This window comes from Methylocaldum gracile, assembly GCF_053646815.1.
This window is the reverse complement of the sequence record NZ_CM132196.1, coordinates 3,100,876-3,118,483: the sequence shown is the minus strand read 5'-3', so window position 1 is coordinate 3,118,483 and position 17,608 is coordinate 3,100,876. Positions and strand designations below refer to the sequence as shown.

Annotated in this window: 12 protein-coding genes; 8 read left to right on the top strand and 4 right to left on the bottom strand. The window is 56.8% G+C overall.

What is annotated here, in order from left to right; all coding sequences use genetic code 11:
* The first annotated feature begins 58 nt into the window (after positions 1-58).
* The 7 genes from ACWJJK_RS13650 to ACWJJK_RS13620 all read left to right on the top strand — a co-directional run bounded on the left by ACWJJK_RS13650 (position 59) and on the right by ACWJJK_RS13620 (position 9,894).
* The gene (locus ACWJJK_RS13650) at positions 59-1,486 is read left to right on the top strand and encodes a hypothetical protein (RefSeq protein WP_454128175.1); all 1,428 of its coding nucleotides are present in this window, start codon (positions 59-61) and stop codon (positions 1,484-1,486) included.
* Between the two features lie 1,519 nt (positions 1,487-3,005).
* The gene (locus tag ACWJJK_RS13645) at positions 3,006-3,281 is read left to right on the top strand and encodes a hypothetical protein (protein WP_077729815.1); all 276 of its coding nucleotides are present in this window, start codon (positions 3,006-3,008) and stop codon (positions 3,279-3,281) included.
* A 537-nt stretch (positions 3,282-3,818) separates the two neighbouring features.
* The gene (locus tag ACWJJK_RS13640) at positions 3,819-4,298 is read left to right on the top strand and encodes a formate dehydrogenase subunit gamma (RefSeq protein ID WP_077729814.1); all 480 of its coding nucleotides are present in this window, start codon (positions 3,819-3,821) and stop codon (positions 4,296-4,298) included.
* On the top strand, positions 4,295-5,845 hold the full coding sequence (locus tag ACWJJK_RS13635; protein WP_077729813.1) for a formate dehydrogenase beta subunit: 1,551 nt from the start codon (positions 4,295-4,297) through the stop codon (positions 5,843-5,845). The genes ACWJJK_RS13640 and ACWJJK_RS13635 overlap by 4 nt, the downstream gene beginning before the upstream one ends.
* A gap of 72 nt (positions 5,846-5,917) precedes the next feature.
* On the top strand, positions 5,918-8,764 hold the full coding sequence (fdhF, locus tag ACWJJK_RS13630) for a formate dehydrogenase subunit alpha (RefSeq protein ID WP_454128174.1): 2,847 nt from the start codon (positions 5,918-5,920) through the stop codon (positions 8,762-8,764).
* A gap of 9 nt (positions 8,765-8,773) precedes the next feature.
* A complete protein-coding gene (gene fdhD, locus ACWJJK_RS13625) occupies positions 8,774-9,604 on the top strand; it encodes a formate dehydrogenase accessory sulfurtransferase FdhD (RefSeq protein WP_077729811.1) in 831 nt (276 codons plus the stop codon).
* A gap of 44 nt (positions 9,605-9,648) precedes the next feature.
* Positions 9,649-9,894 (top strand): formate dehydrogenase subunit delta, encoded by a 246-nt coding sequence (locus tag ACWJJK_RS13620; protein WP_086135066.1) that lies wholly within the window; start codon positions 9,649-9,651, stop codon positions 9,892-9,894.
* 335 nt (positions 9,895-10,229) lie between these two features.
* On the opposite strand, the gene thiO is transcribed toward ACWJJK_RS13620, so the two are convergent.
* Entirely contained in the window at positions 10,230-11,324 is a 1,095-nt protein-coding gene (gene thiO / locus ACWJJK_RS13615; protein ID WP_434112341.1) for a glycine oxidase ThiO, read from the bottom strand.
* A 6-nt stretch (positions 11,325-11,330) separates the two neighbouring features.
* On the opposite strand from thiO, the gene ACWJJK_RS13610 reads away from it, so the two are divergent.
* Positions 11,331-12,389 (top strand): hypothetical protein, encoded by a 1,059-nt coding sequence (locus ACWJJK_RS13610; protein WP_454128173.1) that lies wholly within the window; start codon positions 11,331-11,333, stop codon positions 12,387-12,389.
* Positions 12,390-12,636: 247 nt separating this feature from the next.
* Here ACWJJK_RS13610 and ACWJJK_RS13605 read toward each other — a convergent pair whose 3' ends face one another.
* From ACWJJK_RS13605 to ACWJJK_RS13595, 3 genes are all read right to left on the bottom strand, one after another.
* Entirely contained in the window at positions 12,637-15,312 is a 2,676-nt protein-coding gene (locus ACWJJK_RS13605; RefSeq protein ID WP_454128172.1) for a UPF0182 family protein, read from the bottom strand.
* 279 nt (positions 15,313-15,591) lie between these two features.
* Entirely contained in the window at positions 15,592-16,509 is a 918-nt protein-coding gene (locus ACWJJK_RS13600; protein WP_454128171.1) for an IS1595 family transposase, read from the bottom strand.
* 12 nt (positions 16,510-16,521) lie between these two features.
* Positions 16,522-17,472, bottom strand: coding sequence for an IS1595 family transposase (locus ACWJJK_RS13595; protein ID WP_156882071.1), 951 nt, complete (start codon positions 17,470-17,472; stop codon positions 16,522-16,524).
* Positions 17,473-17,608 lie beyond the last annotated feature (136 nt).

The window sequence follows — 17,608 nt, the reverse complement described above, 5'->3', positions numbered from 1 at the left end:
CGCATAAATAGGTGAGAATTATAAAATGGTATCCATGCTTGACGGACCAAAAAATACGATGGATTTTCCGGTATTAATCGAACTTTATCGGTCGACATTCGTAGGCGTCATTCAAGATCGCTTTCGCTACATGTTGGACGATTTGAATCTAGCGACGGCTGTTCAAAACATCGAAAGCTTCGATTCGACATTACAGGATCATCTTGCCGACGTGTGGACAACTCTTCACCTTGATCAAGAGGTCGTTTCGGAAAGTCTTAGCCAGGAATTGCTGGGTTCTTTTGCGCGTTTTTCGGATCAACAGGATGCCGGCAAGCAGAACTCTAGCGCGGACGCCGGTGACCGTGCATGGCAGACCGGCCAAATACCAGGCTATCGGCGGACATTTGCGGTGGACGAGCATCTGGCCCGCAGGGTTCGGGACGTCGAACTCCAACACGGTCAAAGTATTCGTCGTCTCGATGAAACCTACGCCGAGGTAGTCGGCCGAGCGCTTGATTCATTACCGGCCACACCCTGGAGCCCCGTCGCGATATTGGATGCGTTGTCAGCGGTTCTCGATCGGATCGAGGTTCCGATTCATCAAAAAGTGCGCCTAGTATTGTACGAAAAATTCATCAAAGACGTTCTGAGACACCTTGGCGAAGCATGCCTCGCATTTCGGCATGCTTTGAACGAACACAAAAGTAAAAGTGACGCGCGCGGCACGCCTGCCCGTGCGAAGGAGTTGAAGCCGCCGTTCGCCGACAGAATTGTGCCCGAGGAAAAGGCGATTTGGGATGCGGTCGGTTACGGGGCTGGCCCGATAAGCCCAAGCCCAAAGAAGCGCGGCGAAACCGAATATGAGGAGGAAACGGCTACCGCGCCGGCGGAGTGCCGTGAGGGTGGGTCTCAAAAGCCATGGTTCCGCCGTTACGCTCACGTGCTTGCTTCTTTGCTCCTGACCATATTGCTTGCGACCGCGGCTTGGCAGCTGGGTACACGGTTTGCCGAGCATCGGCACGGACGTGTCGCGCAAGACGAAGCTCGCCGGCAGACCGAATCGGCGAGCTTGGATGAAAAAGCCCTGCTTCGGGAGAGTACGTCGACTAGCATCGGCGAAGGGATCACGCCGCCGGATGGTTCATCGCCCGAACTCACCAAGGAAGAATCCGTGCAGCCCCCGACCGGTTCCGACACGCGTGCGAAATACGAAATCCTACGCACGATCGAGCTGACGGATTTTAGCTGGACTTTAGATCCAGCAGACAAAACGATGTTGTTCGATTTTTCTATCAAGAACGGCAGTGAACGGCGAATCAGCGGAATCGAAGTGGTTTGTCTTCAGTATTCCAAGGATCTGGAGCTTTTGGAGCCTCTAAAAGCCGTATTATCGGGAACGATCGAACCGAACACGACTCGAACCTTTTTGCAAATTCCTGCGGGACTTGCGAATGACAGCGTCGGTCGGGTCAGTTGTGTGATTCCGGACGTAAACCTGGAATAGGTGTTTGTGTCCGACAGCCAACTGAAAGCAGCCTCAGTTCTACTATTCGCATGCAGTCAACCGAACAGTTCATCTTGCAGTGGTAAAATGGTCCGGGATGGACGTTTGAGATGCAGCAATCGTTGATGGCCACGTCGCTTTTTGCGCGTCCGGCGCTAATTCCAACGTTCTGTCACGAAAGGCACATCTGTGGATAACGCGCGCCTGCGGATGAGAAGCCTTCAGTGAGCGGTAGCGGTGGCATAGCGCCACTGGGGCGGAAGCGTTTGAATTCCCCCCGCCGGCGGCAGGCTGAATCGCTACGGTCGCTTGTAAGTATCCGAACGATTGCGAGCAGTCGTCGACCGTTTCCTGCTCGCAATCATCCGGGCTTGTTCGCATTGTTTCCAGTGAGCGGACGAGAAAGCTTCTCGTTTAAGGTGTCGTATTGCTTTCTGGCGATGGGGGCGGCGTGACGGGCACCACTTCCGTTTGGTTCGGTTTAGGCAGATCGGAATCTGGGGCCGGAGTCGGAGCGGTTAACTCCTTTGGCGGCATGCTGGGTTGTTGCTCGGATCGCTCGCATCCCATCAGCAACAAGGGTAGAGCCAAGAAAATAGGGTGTGCTGTCCTAAGTAGTTGCCGTACTTTCATAAGTGTCTCCCAAAGTTATCGAGGGTAGAGAATTTAGGCTTGTCGACTTGGCCTAAGCGATAACCAGCAAAACCTATGCCAGATCTAATTGGGAGGGCATGGCCGACATGGATAGGAAATCCATAAATGCAAGGTACGGGTGCGAGACCCGAGTTACCGCGGCGTTGATCGAAAAGAACTGCCGCTGATCACCAGAGACTTTAGCTGTGGGGCCGGTGGTGGATGGAGGCGCCTCGTTTGTGGAAATGACGCCACTGCACGACGTCCGCTGTCGGGGGGGCGGTTTCAGCGCGAACCGCCAACCGGTGCTCAAGCCGCAGCCGAGGGAAATCCATCGGCAATGGGGGAAACCGGTCGTTCCATGCCGATTGCGTAGTCATACTTTTAGGAACCCCGGTTCCCAACGGCAGCGGAGAATTGGCAACAGGTATTCCCCTCGCGCGGGGGCGCAGGGCCGATTTTGTGCGCTCGACCAGTTCCGAGTAATGGTCAAATTTTGCCGGCCCGTCAACTTTCGAGCATAACTCCCAGTTCCAACTGGGCCAAGAGTCGGACGTAGTTCTGCGATGTTCGACACCTGGTACAGAGGAGGCTTTATGAGGCGGCTCCCCTCGTTTCCGGCGGCTTTTTTACAATCCCCCGGCCTTTTGAAGGCCTTTCGACGCGCCCGCTTTCATTGTTCCCACAGGCACCCGAGTTGAATCTTGTGTCCATCCACAATCGCTCTGTGACTGTAGTCGCAGAACGACGGTTTTCGTGAAGAATATTCGAAGTTCGCCATATTATTTCCAATAATCATAAGGTTGTTGCATTGGCCCTGGTCTTGCTTGGAGGTGTCGTTGTGGCTCCGACCATACTGCCTCTAACCATCAAAAGGAGTGTATCCATGGCTACAAAATCTACGTTGAGCCTTCTGGCCGCTGTTGTTTCGCTATCCTTCGGTACGGCCTACGCGTTCCGCGACGCGGGCGACCCCGCGGTGCCCGGCGCCACCACTCCCCAGCCCGAGGAACAGTCAACTGAGAGATCGCTAACCAAGAAAGACGCCCTGGCCAATGGGGTCCCGGAGGAGATATTCAACATGGCTGACACGAACAAGGATGACAAGCTCGATGCCGAGGAAATCACCGCGTATAACGAGAAAGTAAGCAAGAAGCGCTGAGCTTCGGGGCGATAAGACGGCCGGGGCACCTGGACCCCGGCCGTCTTGTTTCAATCAGATCCTCCACACTCGCGGAACCTCGCTTTGTGCCGAACCGGTCGGTAAAAGACCAAGGTCATAATCGGCTTAATTTCGATGTCCGTGTCACCAGGGGTAGTAATCGTAATTCAATACTAAGCCGCAACTCGACTGCATCGGTCGAATCGGTCTCACCGATACCGCGCCTTCTCCATGTAGCCATATTACTCGGGCTGCACTGCGCGTTCCGATACGAACAGCGCTCGGGTGAGTACCCGCGACCTTAATCCAAACGCCTTCCTCTGTCCTGATCGCGTTTCATGACCGCCAACGAGGTTGTTGCTTTGCTGAAAAGCTTAGCAATTTAGTCAAGAAAGATATTGCAAAGCGACAACGAGCCTTTAAAATGTGCATATAGATGCATAAATTACTTTACTTTCTAAGTAGTGAGAGGGAATGGCGATTATCGAAGTTTGTGCGATTTCCACCCATTCTTAGAGGTAGTTGAGCGAGGGGCAAATGACAGAACACGAATGGGATCGGGAACACGTGCAGGAAATTATCCGCTGTGATAAGGATAAACCTGGTGCATTGTTGCCGATTCTGCACGGCATTCAAGACGCATTAGGGTATGTGCCACCGGACAGCATCCCGCTGATCGCAGGGGAACTGAACCTTTCGCGCGCCGAAGTGCACGGCGTCATCAGCTTTTACCACTATTTCCGTAGCACGCCGCCGGGCAAGCGCACCATCTATCTGTGCCGGGCCGAATCCTGCCAAGCGATGGGTTCCGAGGCACTGGAAACTCATGCCAAGCAGCGGCTGAATATCGATTACCACGAAACGACCGGCGACGGGGCTTTCAGCCTGGAGCCCGTATATTGTCTCGGCAACTGCGCGTGTTCGCCATCGATCATGATCGATAAAGACGTATACGGACGCGTGACGTCCGAGACGTTCGACGAGATTATTGAAAATATGCAGGTTGATGCGCAATGACGACCGTTTACGTTTCTCGAGACTCCAGTGCGCTTTCCCTCGGCGCCGAGCAGGTCGCCGCCGCCATTCGGGCCGAAGCGGCCAAACGAAATATCGCTATCGATTTGGTTCGTAACGGCTCCCGTGGCATGTATTGGCTGGAGCCCCTGGTAGAAGTGGCTACCGAGGAAGGCCGGATAGCCTATGGGCCCGTGCGTATCGGCGACGTGCCTTCCTTATTCGAGGCGGGTTTTCTTCAGGGCGGTTCGCATTCCCTTTGCCTTGGGCCGACCGATGCCATTCCTTATTTCAAGAATCAGGAAAGGCTGACCTTTGCCCGCGTCGGGATCACCGATCCGGTCAGCCTGGACGACTATCTGGGTCATCAGGGCTTTCGCGGCCTACGCCGCGCTTTGGACATGGAGCCCTCTGCCATCGTTGACGAGGTCACCACCTCGGGGCTACGCGGACGCGGCGGTGCGGCTTTTCCGACCGGCATCAAATGGCGCACGGTGTTGAATACGGCATCGGACATAAAATACATCGTCTGCAACGCCGACGAGGGCGACTCGGGCACTTTCTCCGACCGCATGATCATGGAAGGGGACCCGTTAGTTCTGATCGAGGGCATGACCATCGCCGGGCTCGCGGTGGGTGCAACCCAGGGTTACATTTATCTGCGCGTCGAATATCCCCATGCCCATCGTGCGCTGAACGAGGCCATCGACACTGCGTATCGGTCCGGTTACCTCGGAAAAGACATTCTGGGCAGCGGCAAGAGCTTCGATCTGGAAGTTCGTTTGGGCGCCGGAGCATATGTGTGCGGCGAGGAAACCTCGCTTCTCGAGAGCCTCGAAGGCAAGCGGGGACTGGTCCGCTTCAAGCCGCCGCTGCCGGCCATCGAAGGGCTGTTCGGACGGCCGACCGTCATCAACAACGTCATTTCGCTGGCTTCGGTGCCGATCATTCTCGACAAGGGCGGCGAATACTACCGTGATTTCGGCATGGGCCGCTCGCGCGGCACGCTGCCGATTCAATTGGCGGGCAACATCAAGCATCCGGGGTTGATCGAGAAGGCTTTCGGTATCACCTTACGGGAAATCCTTTACGACTATGGCGGCGGTTCCGCCACCGGAAGGCCGATTCGCGCGGTACAGGTCGGCGGGCCTTTGGGCGCGTACCTGCCGGAATCCCAGTTCGATACGCCGCTGGACTACGAAGCGTTTTCCGCCATTTGGGCGGTGCTCGGCCACGGCGGCGTGGTGGCCTTCGACGACACCGTCGACATGGCCAAGATGGCCCGCTACGGCATGGAATTCTGCGCCATCGAGTCCTGCGGCAAGTGTACGCCCTGCCGAATCGGGTCGACTCGCGGCATAGAAGTAATCGACAAGATCATTGAAGGCGTAGACCGGGAGAAAAACCTAGCGCTCCTCCGGGATCTTTCCGATACCCTCCTCAATGGATCGCTTTGTGCGTTGGGCGGCATGACGCCGTACCCGGTGTTGAGCGCTCTCAACCATTTTCCCGAGGATTTCGGCATTTCCACGGCAGACAAAGCTGCTTAGAAATAGGGTGCGTCGCCCGCCCCGAATGCTTTGCGGTGCGCATTGCGCATCTTACGACTCAGGAGTCATCCCATGGCACTACGTGATAACGACTTCGGCACCCCCCCAAGCCAATCCGACAAGCTGGTCACCTTGGAAATTGACGGCTTCAGCGTGACCGTGCCCGAGGGCACATCGGTTCTCAGAGCGGCGGCCAGCATCGGCATCCAGATCCCGAAACTGTGCGCCACGGATAGCCTGGAACCTTTCGGTTCCTGCCGCTTATGCCTGGTGCAAATCGAGGGCGGACGAGGACTGCCCGCGTCCTGCACCACGCCGGTGGCGGAAGGCATGAAGGTCTGCACCCAGAACGAGCGATTGGCCAAAGTCCGCCGCGGGGTGATGGAGCTGTACATTTCGGACCATCCGCTGGATTGCCTCACCTGCTCCGCCAATGGCAATTGCGAATTGCAGGATATGGCCGGCGCGGTGGGCCTCAGGGAAGTGCGTTATGGCTACGAGGGCGAGAACCATCTGAAGGCCGAAAAGGACACCAGCAACCCCTATTTTGCCTTCGATCCGGCCAAGTGCATCGTCTGCTCCCGTTGCGTGCGTGCCTGCGAAGAAGTGCAGGGTACCTTCGCCTTGACCCTGGACGGCCGGGGCTTCGACTCCAAGGTTTCGCCCGGGCAGAACCAGGCCTTCATGGAGTCCGAATGCGTTTCTTGCGGGGCCTGTGTACAGGCGTGTCCGACTGCGACGCTGATGGAAAAGTCCGTAATCGAGAAGGGCCAGCCGGAACACAGCATTGTCACCACCTGCGCCTATTGCGGCGTGGGTTGCTCGTTCAAGGCGGAAATGAAGGGAGCCGAGGTGGTGCGCATGGTGCCCAACCAGGATGGTCACGCCAATCACGGCCATTCCTGCGTCAAGGGACGTTTCGCCTTCGGCTATGCGACCCACAAGGATCGCATTACGACGCCCATGATTCGGAAAAGCATCAACGATCCATGGCAGGTCGTATCCTGGGAAGAAGCGATAAACTATGCCGCATCCGAGTTCAAGCGTATTCAGGCCCAGTACGGTCGCTATTCCGTGGGCGCCTTGACTTCCAGCCGTTGCACCAATGAGGAGACCTACCTGGTGCAGAAGCTGGTGCGCGCGGCTTTCGGCAACAATAACGTCGACACCTGCGCCCGGGTCTGCCACTCGCCCACCGGCTATGGCCTCAAGCAGACCTTGGGCGAGTCGGCCGGGACCCAGACTTTCGATTCGGTCATGAAGGCCGACGTCATCATGGTGATAGGCGCCAATCCCACCGATGGCCATCCGGTGTTCGGCTCGATGATGAAGCGCCGTATCCGCGAAGGCGCCAAGCTGATCGTGGCGGACCCGCGCGACATCGATCTGGTGAGATCCGCGCACGTGAAGGCCGATTACCATCTGAAACTGCGCCCCGGTACCAATGTGGCGCTGATCAACGCCTTGGCCCACGTGATTGTTACTGAAGGCCTTTCAAACGACGCTTTCGCACTGGAGCGCTGCGAAACGGCCTCTTACGAGAAGTGGAAGTCCTTCGTCAGCGAAGAGCGCAACTCGCCTGAAGCGAGCGAATCGGTGACCGGCGTTCCGGCAGCGACGGTGCGCGCCGCGGCGAGGCTCTACGCCACCGGCGGCAATGCCGCGATTTACTACGGCCTCGGCGTTACCGAACACAGCCAGGGTTCCACCACAGTGATTGGTATTGCCAATTTGGCTATGGCGACCGGCAATATCGGACGGGAAGGCGTGGGCGTGAACCCCTTGCGCGGCCAGAACAACGTGCAGGGCTCCTGCGACATGGGTTCGTTCCCGCACGAATTCCCCGGCTATCGCCACGTCTCCGATTTCGAAACCCGCGCCCAGTTCGAATCGGCGTGGGGCGTAACCCTGGAATCCGAGCCGGGCTTGCGCATCCCCAATATGTTCGGCGCCGCGCTGGACGGAAGCTTCAAGGGGCTGTATTGCGAGGGTGAAGATATCGCGCAGTCCGATCCGGATACCCAGCATGTCCATGCCGCCCTCCGGGCCATGGAATGCGTGGTGGTGCAGGATTTGTTCTTGAATGAAACTGCGAAGTTCGCCCACGTGTTTCTGCCGGGCGCGTCGTTCCTGGAAAAGAACGGCACTTTCACCAATGCCGAACGCCGTATTTCCCCAGTCAGGAAAGTCATGCCGCCTTTGGCCGGCTACGAGGACTGGGAAGTAACCCAGTTGCTGTCGAATGCCTTGGGTTACCCCATGAACTATTCGCACCCGTCCGAGATTATGGACGAGATCGCGCGGCTGGTGCCGACTTTCACGGGCGTCAGCTTCGCCAAGCTCGACGAGCTGGGCAGCGTGCAATGGCCGTGCAACGAGAAAGCGCCGATCGGTACGCCGACCATGCACATCGACCAGTTCGTGCGCGGCAAAGGACGCTTCATGCTGACGGAATACGTGCCGACCCAGGAACGGACCAGCAGCCGTTATCCGCTGATCCTTACTACCGGCCGCATCCTGTCCCAATATAACGTGGGTGCGCAGACCCGCCGCACCATGAATTCGGTCTGGCATTCGGAGGATCGTCTGGAAATCCATCCGCACGATGCGGAACAACGCGGTATCAAGGACGGCGACTGGGTGGGCATCAAGAGCCGTTCGGGCGAAACCGTACTGAGGGCCACCCTCACCGAACGGGTGCAGCCGGGCGTGGTGTATACCACTTTCCACTTTCCGGAATCGGGCGCCAATGTCATTACTACAGACAATTCCGACTGGGCGACCAATTGCCCTGAGTACAAGGTGACGGCGGTGCAAGTCACCAAAGTTTCCGGCCCCTCGGAATGGCAGCGCCGGTACCAGGAGTTCTCGGAGGAACAGTTGGCGTTGCTCGAGCAACGTACATCGGCCACCGGTTGAGACTGCGAGATGGCCGTTCTCGCCTCCGAATTGGGGTGGCCCAGTTATCGAGTCAGTCCGGTTGAGCGCTGGCATGGCGATAAACATGCCAATCAGGACGACTGTATCGCCGAGGAAGCTCCGATTGCCTTGATGTATAACGGCGAATCGCATGCCGTCATGCTGGCGACGCCTTTGGATCTGGAGGATTTCGCTCTGGGGTTCAGCCTTACTGAGGCTATCGTCGCGTCGCCGGGCGAGGTGGAGTCGATAAAGGTTTACCAGCGTTCCGAGGGAATCGAGGTGCGCCTACGCATTCCGGAGGCGCGTTGCGCGGGTGCCGCGGAGAAAGGGCGCAATCTCGCCGGACGGACCGGCTGCGGGCTTTGCGGTGCGCGCACGCTCCAACAGGCCATGCGCCGGCCGGGTCCGGTAGGGCAGGGTGTGCAAGTGTCGGCGCCGGAATTGATTCGGGTGCTCGCCGAACTATCGGAGCATCAAAGGTTAAACCGTATCACCGGGGCGGTACACGCGGCGGCTTGGGCCGTGCCGGGACAAGGCATACAGTGGGTTCGCGAGGATATCGGCCGACATAATGCGCTGGACAAGCTTATCGGCGCGCTGGCGCGGCAAGGTGTCGATTTCGGCAGTGGCTTCGTGGTGGTAACCAGCCGGGCCAGTTATGAGATGGTGCAGAAATGCGCGTCCGTCGGCATCGGTTTTCTGGCCGCGATCTCAGCGCCTACCGGACTCGCGGTGCGCTTGGCCGAAGATGCGGGGGTCACGCTGGTCGGATTTGCCCGTGGCGACAAGCATGTGGTTTACGCAAATCCGCAACGCCTGCTGCACAGCAAGGCCTGAGCGCTTAACGCCGCCAAGCCTTCAACCTCTCAAACAAGAAGATCATGAATATCGAAAATCTGGTAAAAATGGCCAATGACATCGGCAATTTTTTTAATGCCGAGCCGGACCGATCCATTGCGATACATGGCATCGCCGATCACATCCGGAAATTCTGGGACCCTAGAATGCGTAAAGCCATCATCGCTCACCATCGGGAAGGCGGGATCGGTCTGAGTGAATTGCCGCGAGCAGCTGTCGCCGAACTGGCGGATGAAACCGTATCGCTGAAGGAATCCGGCGACGGCTGAAGCTAGCCGATTGTTAATCAGGCCCGTAAATGCCTTTCTGGCATTTCGGGCCGCCGTCCAAGCCGGTTTACACGCTTAGGCCTAGCTCGCGTGGCTTGTCGCCGCGCTAAGAAGCCCTGCCCCGGATAAACCCGGCCTATATTCTTAGACCGAGTCAATAGGGCATTTTCTGATTCGGTGTAAGGGAGCCCCATATGTAGGTCGGCAATCCCTTGCCGACGTACCGGCTCGGCAAAGGGCTTTGTCGGCAAGGGATTGCCGACCTATGTTCTTCCCGCCCCACACGAATCCGTACACCGGGATGAAAAACGCTCTAAAAAGCGCCGGCTATTTGCTCAATGCTCGGCAGTCAGAGAATAAGGCTCCGGAGAAAGCTCAGAAGTACGGGCGAAGAGGAGGTCGGCCAGGAGGCGGGCAGAAGCCGGTGCCATGGCGAATCCGTTGCGGAAATGGCCGCAATTGAAATGTAAATTCTGAATCTCAGGATGCCTGCCTATATACGGGATACCCCTAGGCGAGCCGGGGCGCAGTCCTGCCCAGTGTTTTTCAATCGAGCAAGCGCGGAGTGCCGGGAGCACGGTATAGGCAAACTCCGCAAGCTCGTCCCGTGCGGACTCTGTGGTGCTCTTGTCGAAGCCGGAGTGCTCCAAGGTACTGCCCGCTAAGATCTTTCCGTCTTTTCGAGGAATCAAGTAGTGATCTCGGCTCAGGACCATATGTCTGAGCAACTCCGGCTCAGCCGAAAAGACGATCATCTGTCCTTTCACTGGTTCCACGTCGAGGCGCGGCACGGAAAAAAAGCGATCACTCATCGTTCCCGACCAAGCTCCGGCAGTAATAACGTATTGGTCGGCGGAGTAAGTTTCGTTCCCGGCGTTAATATGCGTGATCTTGCTGCGGTCCACGGCAATCTCGGTGACCGTCCGGTGTTCCGAAATTTGCACGCCGTCTGCCAATAGCTCCGACTGCAATGCTCGGAGCAATCTCGGATTTCTGACCTGAGCGATGTCGGGCAGGAATATGGGGGAACTCGGCATAAATTGCACGGCAGGCTCCAGTTCACGGAAGCGCGCGAGATCCGGCCGTTCGTAGGCAATCCCGTAGCTTTCACACCAAGTTTCCGCGAGATGCACGTTCTCGCAGTCGGCAATCAATAATCCGCTCTTTCGCCATTCCGGATCGATCCCGGTGCGCCGATGTAGAGTTTCGGCAAGCTTGGGATATTCAGCATGACTTGGAAGCCAGAGTTGGAGGATCGGCTCCACGGCTCGCCAGGGATAGAGCGGACTGAGAATTCCGCCGCCCGCCCACGAAGACTCCCGACCAATCATCTGCCTTTCCAGGATGAGAACGCGAGCGCCAGATCTTATGAGTTCGCGCGCCGTCATCAGTCCGATAACGCCACCGCCGATGATGATGATATCCGTCATACCAATTTGCCAAGCTGGTCGAGAGTTATTCGTAAAACGTGTTGTGCGCATTGCGATGCGCTTTTCTGGGTGTATTTCGGTGGAGACATTTATGCGAAGCTTGCTATATTTCGACTCACCGACATCCCTGCGCCACGACGGACACAATGCCGAGCATGGCCGTGGGATATGAAATCGACTAGAGGAACATCAATGCCTTGGAAAAAAAGTTTATCCGCCGCGTCTATTTTACTGTCTTTCTTGCCCGGCGTTTCTTCCGGACTGGTAGTAGATATTCAGGGTACCCGGCTTGCACCGCAAGCGCCCGGCGAAACCTGTGTCGATATTACCGGTGATTATCGAGGTGTGCGAATCGAGGCCGATAATCCGGGCCAAACTCCGAGAATTTGCTACAACGGCTCGCGGAACAACTCGGTCAGCATTGCGAATGCCACCTTTATTGCCAAACCGCCGGTGAAACAGGAGGTGGTCATCAAATTCGAGCATGAATTTCCGCCTGGCATCAATGGAAAGATCATGGCGCGCGCCAAGTTACAGGGCTTTTTTGCCACCGGCAGCGGCGTCGGCGTTCCGACTGGCGATAAGTTGAAGCTCGAAACCTTCTTCTCGCAGGGCGGTTCGGATGACGCTATAGCAACACCTTTGGATTTTACCGTAGGCGATCAGTTGGATTCGGCATTGCTGGAATATTCGGTCAAGAAGCAATACTTGGCTGCCGGACCTCGCTCGTTGAAAGGGGTTTTGAAAATCGAATTTACCGGAGCGGAACACAAGTTGGCTTTGCCTGAAAGATGCCTGATTTCGCTCGATACCGGCTCCACTTTTGAAGATAAGCTGGATACTTTGGAAACCTTGGAAGATGACGAAGCCCCGGTATCTCCGGAAGCAGGCGAATCAGGAGCGGAAACCTTGCCGACAGATCCAGGCGAGTTGGAGAATGGGCTGCCTCCTTTGCCCGAACTACAGTCTGATTCCGATCCCACGAATACGACGCCGATCGATATCAAAGCGACCGACAAACAGGAGTTGCCTTCGCCGACCGAACTGTTGCCAAAAGTCCGATAGTCCAAAAACGGCAACTGTGTGGTTAGGAAATACCGGAAAAGCTGTGCGAGTTTGGACAGCCCGGCGGCTATCCGCTGAACCGTTTGGGTGACGCCGCGCACTCGGGTACGTTCCAACCGCCGTTTCTAGGACCTAGGACAACGGTCTGTCCGCTTCTTTTTCCTACGTGCCTAGAGGGTCGATCGCGGCAGTGATTCTTTTCACTGCCGCGATCGTGTTCCGTGGATTTCTCGAAACTCGTCTTGCCTTACATCGGCCTGATTTCAGGCAATTGCGGCGTTGGCGGCTCCACGGGCGCCGTCGGAGGGCTAGGCGGTACTTGGGGCCCTATTTCCCTTAGCCGCTCCTGGAGTCTTTCCATTCCCCTCTCCAAAGACGCATCCATAATGACGACGTTTCCCATCGATAAAATGATCCGTTGCAGTTCCGGGATTCTCGTGGTGCCGGTCGAGACGATGTAAACGGGCTGTACATACAAGACCGATCGACCCACCGGCAGGACGATGATGCGGCCGCGCAATACATGCGAGCCCTTTTGGTCCCAAAGGGCAAACTGTCTCGCGATCTCCGGGTCCTGGTCGATCAGAGCGCTGACTTGAGACGGGCCTTCGACCTGGACCTCGCGGCTGAATCTGTAGAGGACGATCTCCTTGAAAAAGTCGGTACGTCCCCCCCTGGCGGCCGGCGTGCCCGCGACTGCCAGCACGCTGAGGTTGCTCCGTCCTATGGGGGTCATCGGGTTGATCAGAACGAAGTTTTCTGGCTCACGAAGTCCCTCCAACAGGTAAGTTGTGAAGTAAAAGGGCTTCAGGATGGAATCGTTGACCAGAGGAAAATCCCAGGTCTCCGCCTGCTGGAAGAACAAAGCCGGGTCGGTTTGATGATAGCGGGCGTAGATGCTCATCTGAGTGGTGAACATATCCTTGGGATAGCGAAGTTGCTCTCGGAGCATCGGCGGCATGGCGCTCATATCCTTGAAGACACCCGGATAAGCTTTTCTGTAGCCCTGGATGATGGGATCGTTTGGGTTCGCGACGTAGTAGTCGACGTTACCGTCGAAAGCGTCGATGACGATTTTGACCGAGTTGCGGATGTAATTGAATTGCTTATCCTCGCTGTCCCGATTGAAACGGGTGACCGAGGTTTTTGAGACCGGGTACAGGCCGGAAGTCGTGTAGGCGTCTACGATCCAGTAGATACGCTTTGGCGTGACGACGGCGTAGGGGTCGTTGTCCAAGGACAAATAGGGCGTGAGGCTCTTGATCCGATCGATGATGTTGCGCCGGAACAGCGCCCGGCTGTCACCGCGGATGTTGACCGAAAAAAACAGTTTCTCGTCTCTGAAATAAATTGAGAAAAGCAGTCTCCTGAAAAACGAGGAAATCGGCACCCCGCCGCTGCCGGTATAGTTGTAGCTGGATTCCTCGTCGAAGCTGGAAATGCCTACCACGCTGAGCCGATTCGGTACGATCGCGTAGGTTAAGTTCTCTTCGCCGAAATAGATGTCGGGCTTTTCGATCGCGAAGCCGACTCCTGACTGAAGGGTCAAGTCGCGGAGAAACCACTTCATCGGCGTTTCGCCATCCTGAGCGGCGGGCGTAATGACCGCACCGTAGCCATGGGTATAACGGAGGTGGGTGTTTTCCCAATTCTGAGCCTCGGACGGCAGCTTGGTGATGTTGACTTCGCGCGAGGAAAGATTCACCTGCTCGAGCCGGCCGTTGATTACATAGCGTGCAATGTCCACGCCTGGAAAGCGATAGTAGGGCCGAATACCCTGCATCTGCTGATACACGTCGTCAAGGTATTCGGGATCCCAGACCGGAATGTTGTACAGGTGTTCGCGGAAGGCCTGATCGAGAATATCTCGGTTAGGGAGACCCGGCATGACATCGATGATCTTGATGTCGTTCAGCTCATAAGCGGCAAGGGTCGCATTGATATTGTTCCGCATGAACTCTTGCTCGACCTTGACGGGATTCGGTTTTACCACAAACCGATCGATCAAGCCGGGGATGAAGTCGATCTTACGGGCACCCAAAGCGACTGAGAAAATGAGGACCAAACTGACCAGTGCAGTCAATCCGTTGCCTCGGTGTACATAGATCAAACTGGCGGCCACCGCCCCAAGCAGGGTCAAAATAGCGAGCCAAATCAAAGGCAAGTGATAGCGAAGTTCGATGAACCCCGGACCGAAGAATTGGGGCTCGTGGACGTCCGTATATAGCAGTCCGAAGCGGTAGAGAATGAAACCCCATGCCACGATCAGCGCAGTGATGATGACCAGGCCGCTGAGGTGAATTCTCGCGCCGATAGGCCACTCCCTTTTTTCGCCCGGAAGTAACCGATGCTCCAGCCAATAAAGGAGTGCGATCGCCAGCGTCGCGATGATCGATGCGATGAGCAATTCCCTTTGAATCAGCGTGAAGATCGGGTAGGAGAACATGTAAAAGCTGACATCGTTCCCGAATACCGGATCGGTGACTCCGGCGCTGGGAGCAAACAAGAACAGCAATGCGGCATTCCATTGTTTGTAGAACGGAATCGCGATAAGAATGGCCAAAATTAAGGACAATGGCGTGTAAACCCGCAAAGAGCCGGTTTGAAAGAGTTTCAACAATCGCCGGTAGCGGGTTCCTTCGGTATGGCCCAATCTGGCAAAGGCGGTTTCGTCTATGCCGAGATAACGGGACGCAGCCCAGAAATTCAGGAAGAAGATGAAGAAGAAAAACAGAGTGACGCTACCCGACAAAATGTAGCGATAAAGAAGTTTAAGCCAAAAATATCCGCCATAGTCGAGCTCGTCGTGCCACCAATAATCCACTATGAAATTCGTCAAAGCGATGCCGGATGCCAAAAGCACGACAGCCAAGCCAATGATGGCGGCGGCAATCAACATCAGCAGTCGTTTCCAATTTTGCATAGGGTCCTCTCGAGTAATTCTGATTCTTGCTGTCGGACTGGTTGGGATAGCGGGGCGGAGCCGCAGTTTCAAAAAGCGGCATCGGGAAGCCGGACTAGAGTTGCATTTGTAGCGGCCAGACTACGCCGTAAGATAATACCTAGACTCTAGTGAGACAAGTAGATGCTTAATTAGTGACAAGGCCGTTCGAAAGGGGCGGGAATCTCGGTCCGCCCCGGAACGAATCGTGCCGAAAAATGCGACGTTCGCCACTTCCCAACGGGTAATAAACCGTCCTGATTAGCGATGAACTTCAGCCAAGCGAATTTGCCACTCGGGTCGAGGCTTAGCGAACGCCGCGGCGCGCGCCAGCCGTTGAAGCAGGGTTTTGAGATTGAAACGCCGATTGAAGCGGTATTGGAACTCGGCCAGGTACCGCTGGGCGTATTTCTCGAATTTGAACGCGTGATAGGTGCCGGAAATGGCTGTCTTCAGGTTGCTCAACATCGTATTTACCCAATGAAACTCCGGATGTTGCGCCGACTGCCGCCCAGAGCCCAGGATCAGGCGATGATGGCAAGCGACGACCTGGTGCAGCCTCCGAAACCCGCTCAGGCCATCGGTGAGTGCGTAGGTCGACGGGGCCAAGGCGCGTTTGGCCCAGTCCGCGATAGCCTGCTGCGTGAACGGCAGGGGATCGACGCGCAGGAACAACGGACGCCCGTCGTCCGTGGTTTGTACCGCCATCACAAAGGCCAACTTGTTTTCGGAGCCACGCCCCGGTTTCCCCGGCCGCTCACCGCCCAGGTAGGCATCGTCGATCTCGACCCGCCCGGCCAGCTGCCGATCCGTTTCCCGCTCCGCCATCACCTGGATCAACTTGTGCTTCACCAGCCATGCCGTGCGATAACACACCCCGAGATGGCGCATCAGTTCCAGTGCCGAGACATTGTTCTTGGCCTGGGTCAGGAGATACATGGCCAGAAACCAGGTGGTCAGCGGCAGCTTGGTCGCTTGGAAGATCGTCCCGGCGATCAGCGTCGTTTGGCTCCGGCAGTGTCCGCATTGCCAGTATTTCCGCCCGGTCCGTTCGAACACCGTGTGGCGCGCGCCGCCGCAGACCGGACAGCGGAAACCGTCCGGCCAGCGCAGGGCCTCCAGTGCCGCTTCGCACTGCGCTTCACTGCCGTATTGCGTCAGAAACTCGGCCAACGACAAACCCTTTCCTGATTAGCGATGAACTTCAGCCAAGCGAATTTGCCACTCGGGTCGAGGCTTAGCGAACGCCGCGGCGCGCGCCAGCCGTTGAAGCAGGGTTTTGAGATTGAAACGCCGATTGAAGCGGTATTGGAACTCGGCCAGGTACCGCTGGGCGTATTTCTCGAATTTGAACGCGTGATAGGTGCCGGAAATGGCTGTCTTCAGGTTGCTCAACATCGTATTTACCCAATGAAACTCCGGATGTTGCGCCGACTGCCGCCCAGAGCCCAGGATCAGGCGATGATGGCAAGCGACGACCTGGTGCAGCCTCCGAAACCCGCTCAGGCCATCGGTGAGTGCGTAGGTCGACGGGGCCAAGGCGCGTTTGGCCCAGTCCGCGATAGCCTGCTGCGTGAACGGCAGGGGATCGACGCGCAGGAACAACGGACGCCCGTCGTCCGTGGTTTGTACCGCCATCACAAAGGCCAACTTGTTTTCGGAGCCACGCCCCGGTTTCCCCGGCCGCTCACCGCCCAGGTAGGCATCGTCGATCTCGACCCGCCCGGCCAGCTGCCGATCCGTTTCCCGCTCCGCCATCACCTGGATCAACTTGTGCTTCACCAGCCATGCCGTGCGATAACACACCCCGAGATGGCGCATCAGTTCCAGTGCCGAGACATTGTTCTTGGCCTGGGTCAGGAGATACATGGCCAGAAACCAGGTGGTCAGCGGCAGCTTGGTCGCTTGGAAGATCGTCCCGGCGATCAGCGTCGTTTGGCTCCGGCAGTGTCCGCATTGCCAGTATTTCCGCCCGGTCCGTTCGAACACCGTGTGGCGCGCGCCGCCGCAGACCGGACAGCGGAAACCGTCCGGCCAGCGCAGGGCCTCCAGTGCCGCTTCGCACTGCGCTTCACTGCCGTATTGCGTCAGAAACTCGGCCAACGACAAACCCTTTTGAAATTGCACCCGGTTCATAGGCATGGGACACCCCGCTTGTGATAGATGCCCATAGTCTAAGGACCCTAGCGGCTCACTATGTGAGCCTGTACTGAACTTCGTCGCTAATCAGGTAAACCGTTGAGTAATCTGGAAAACGAGAAATATTCCCTGTCCGTGT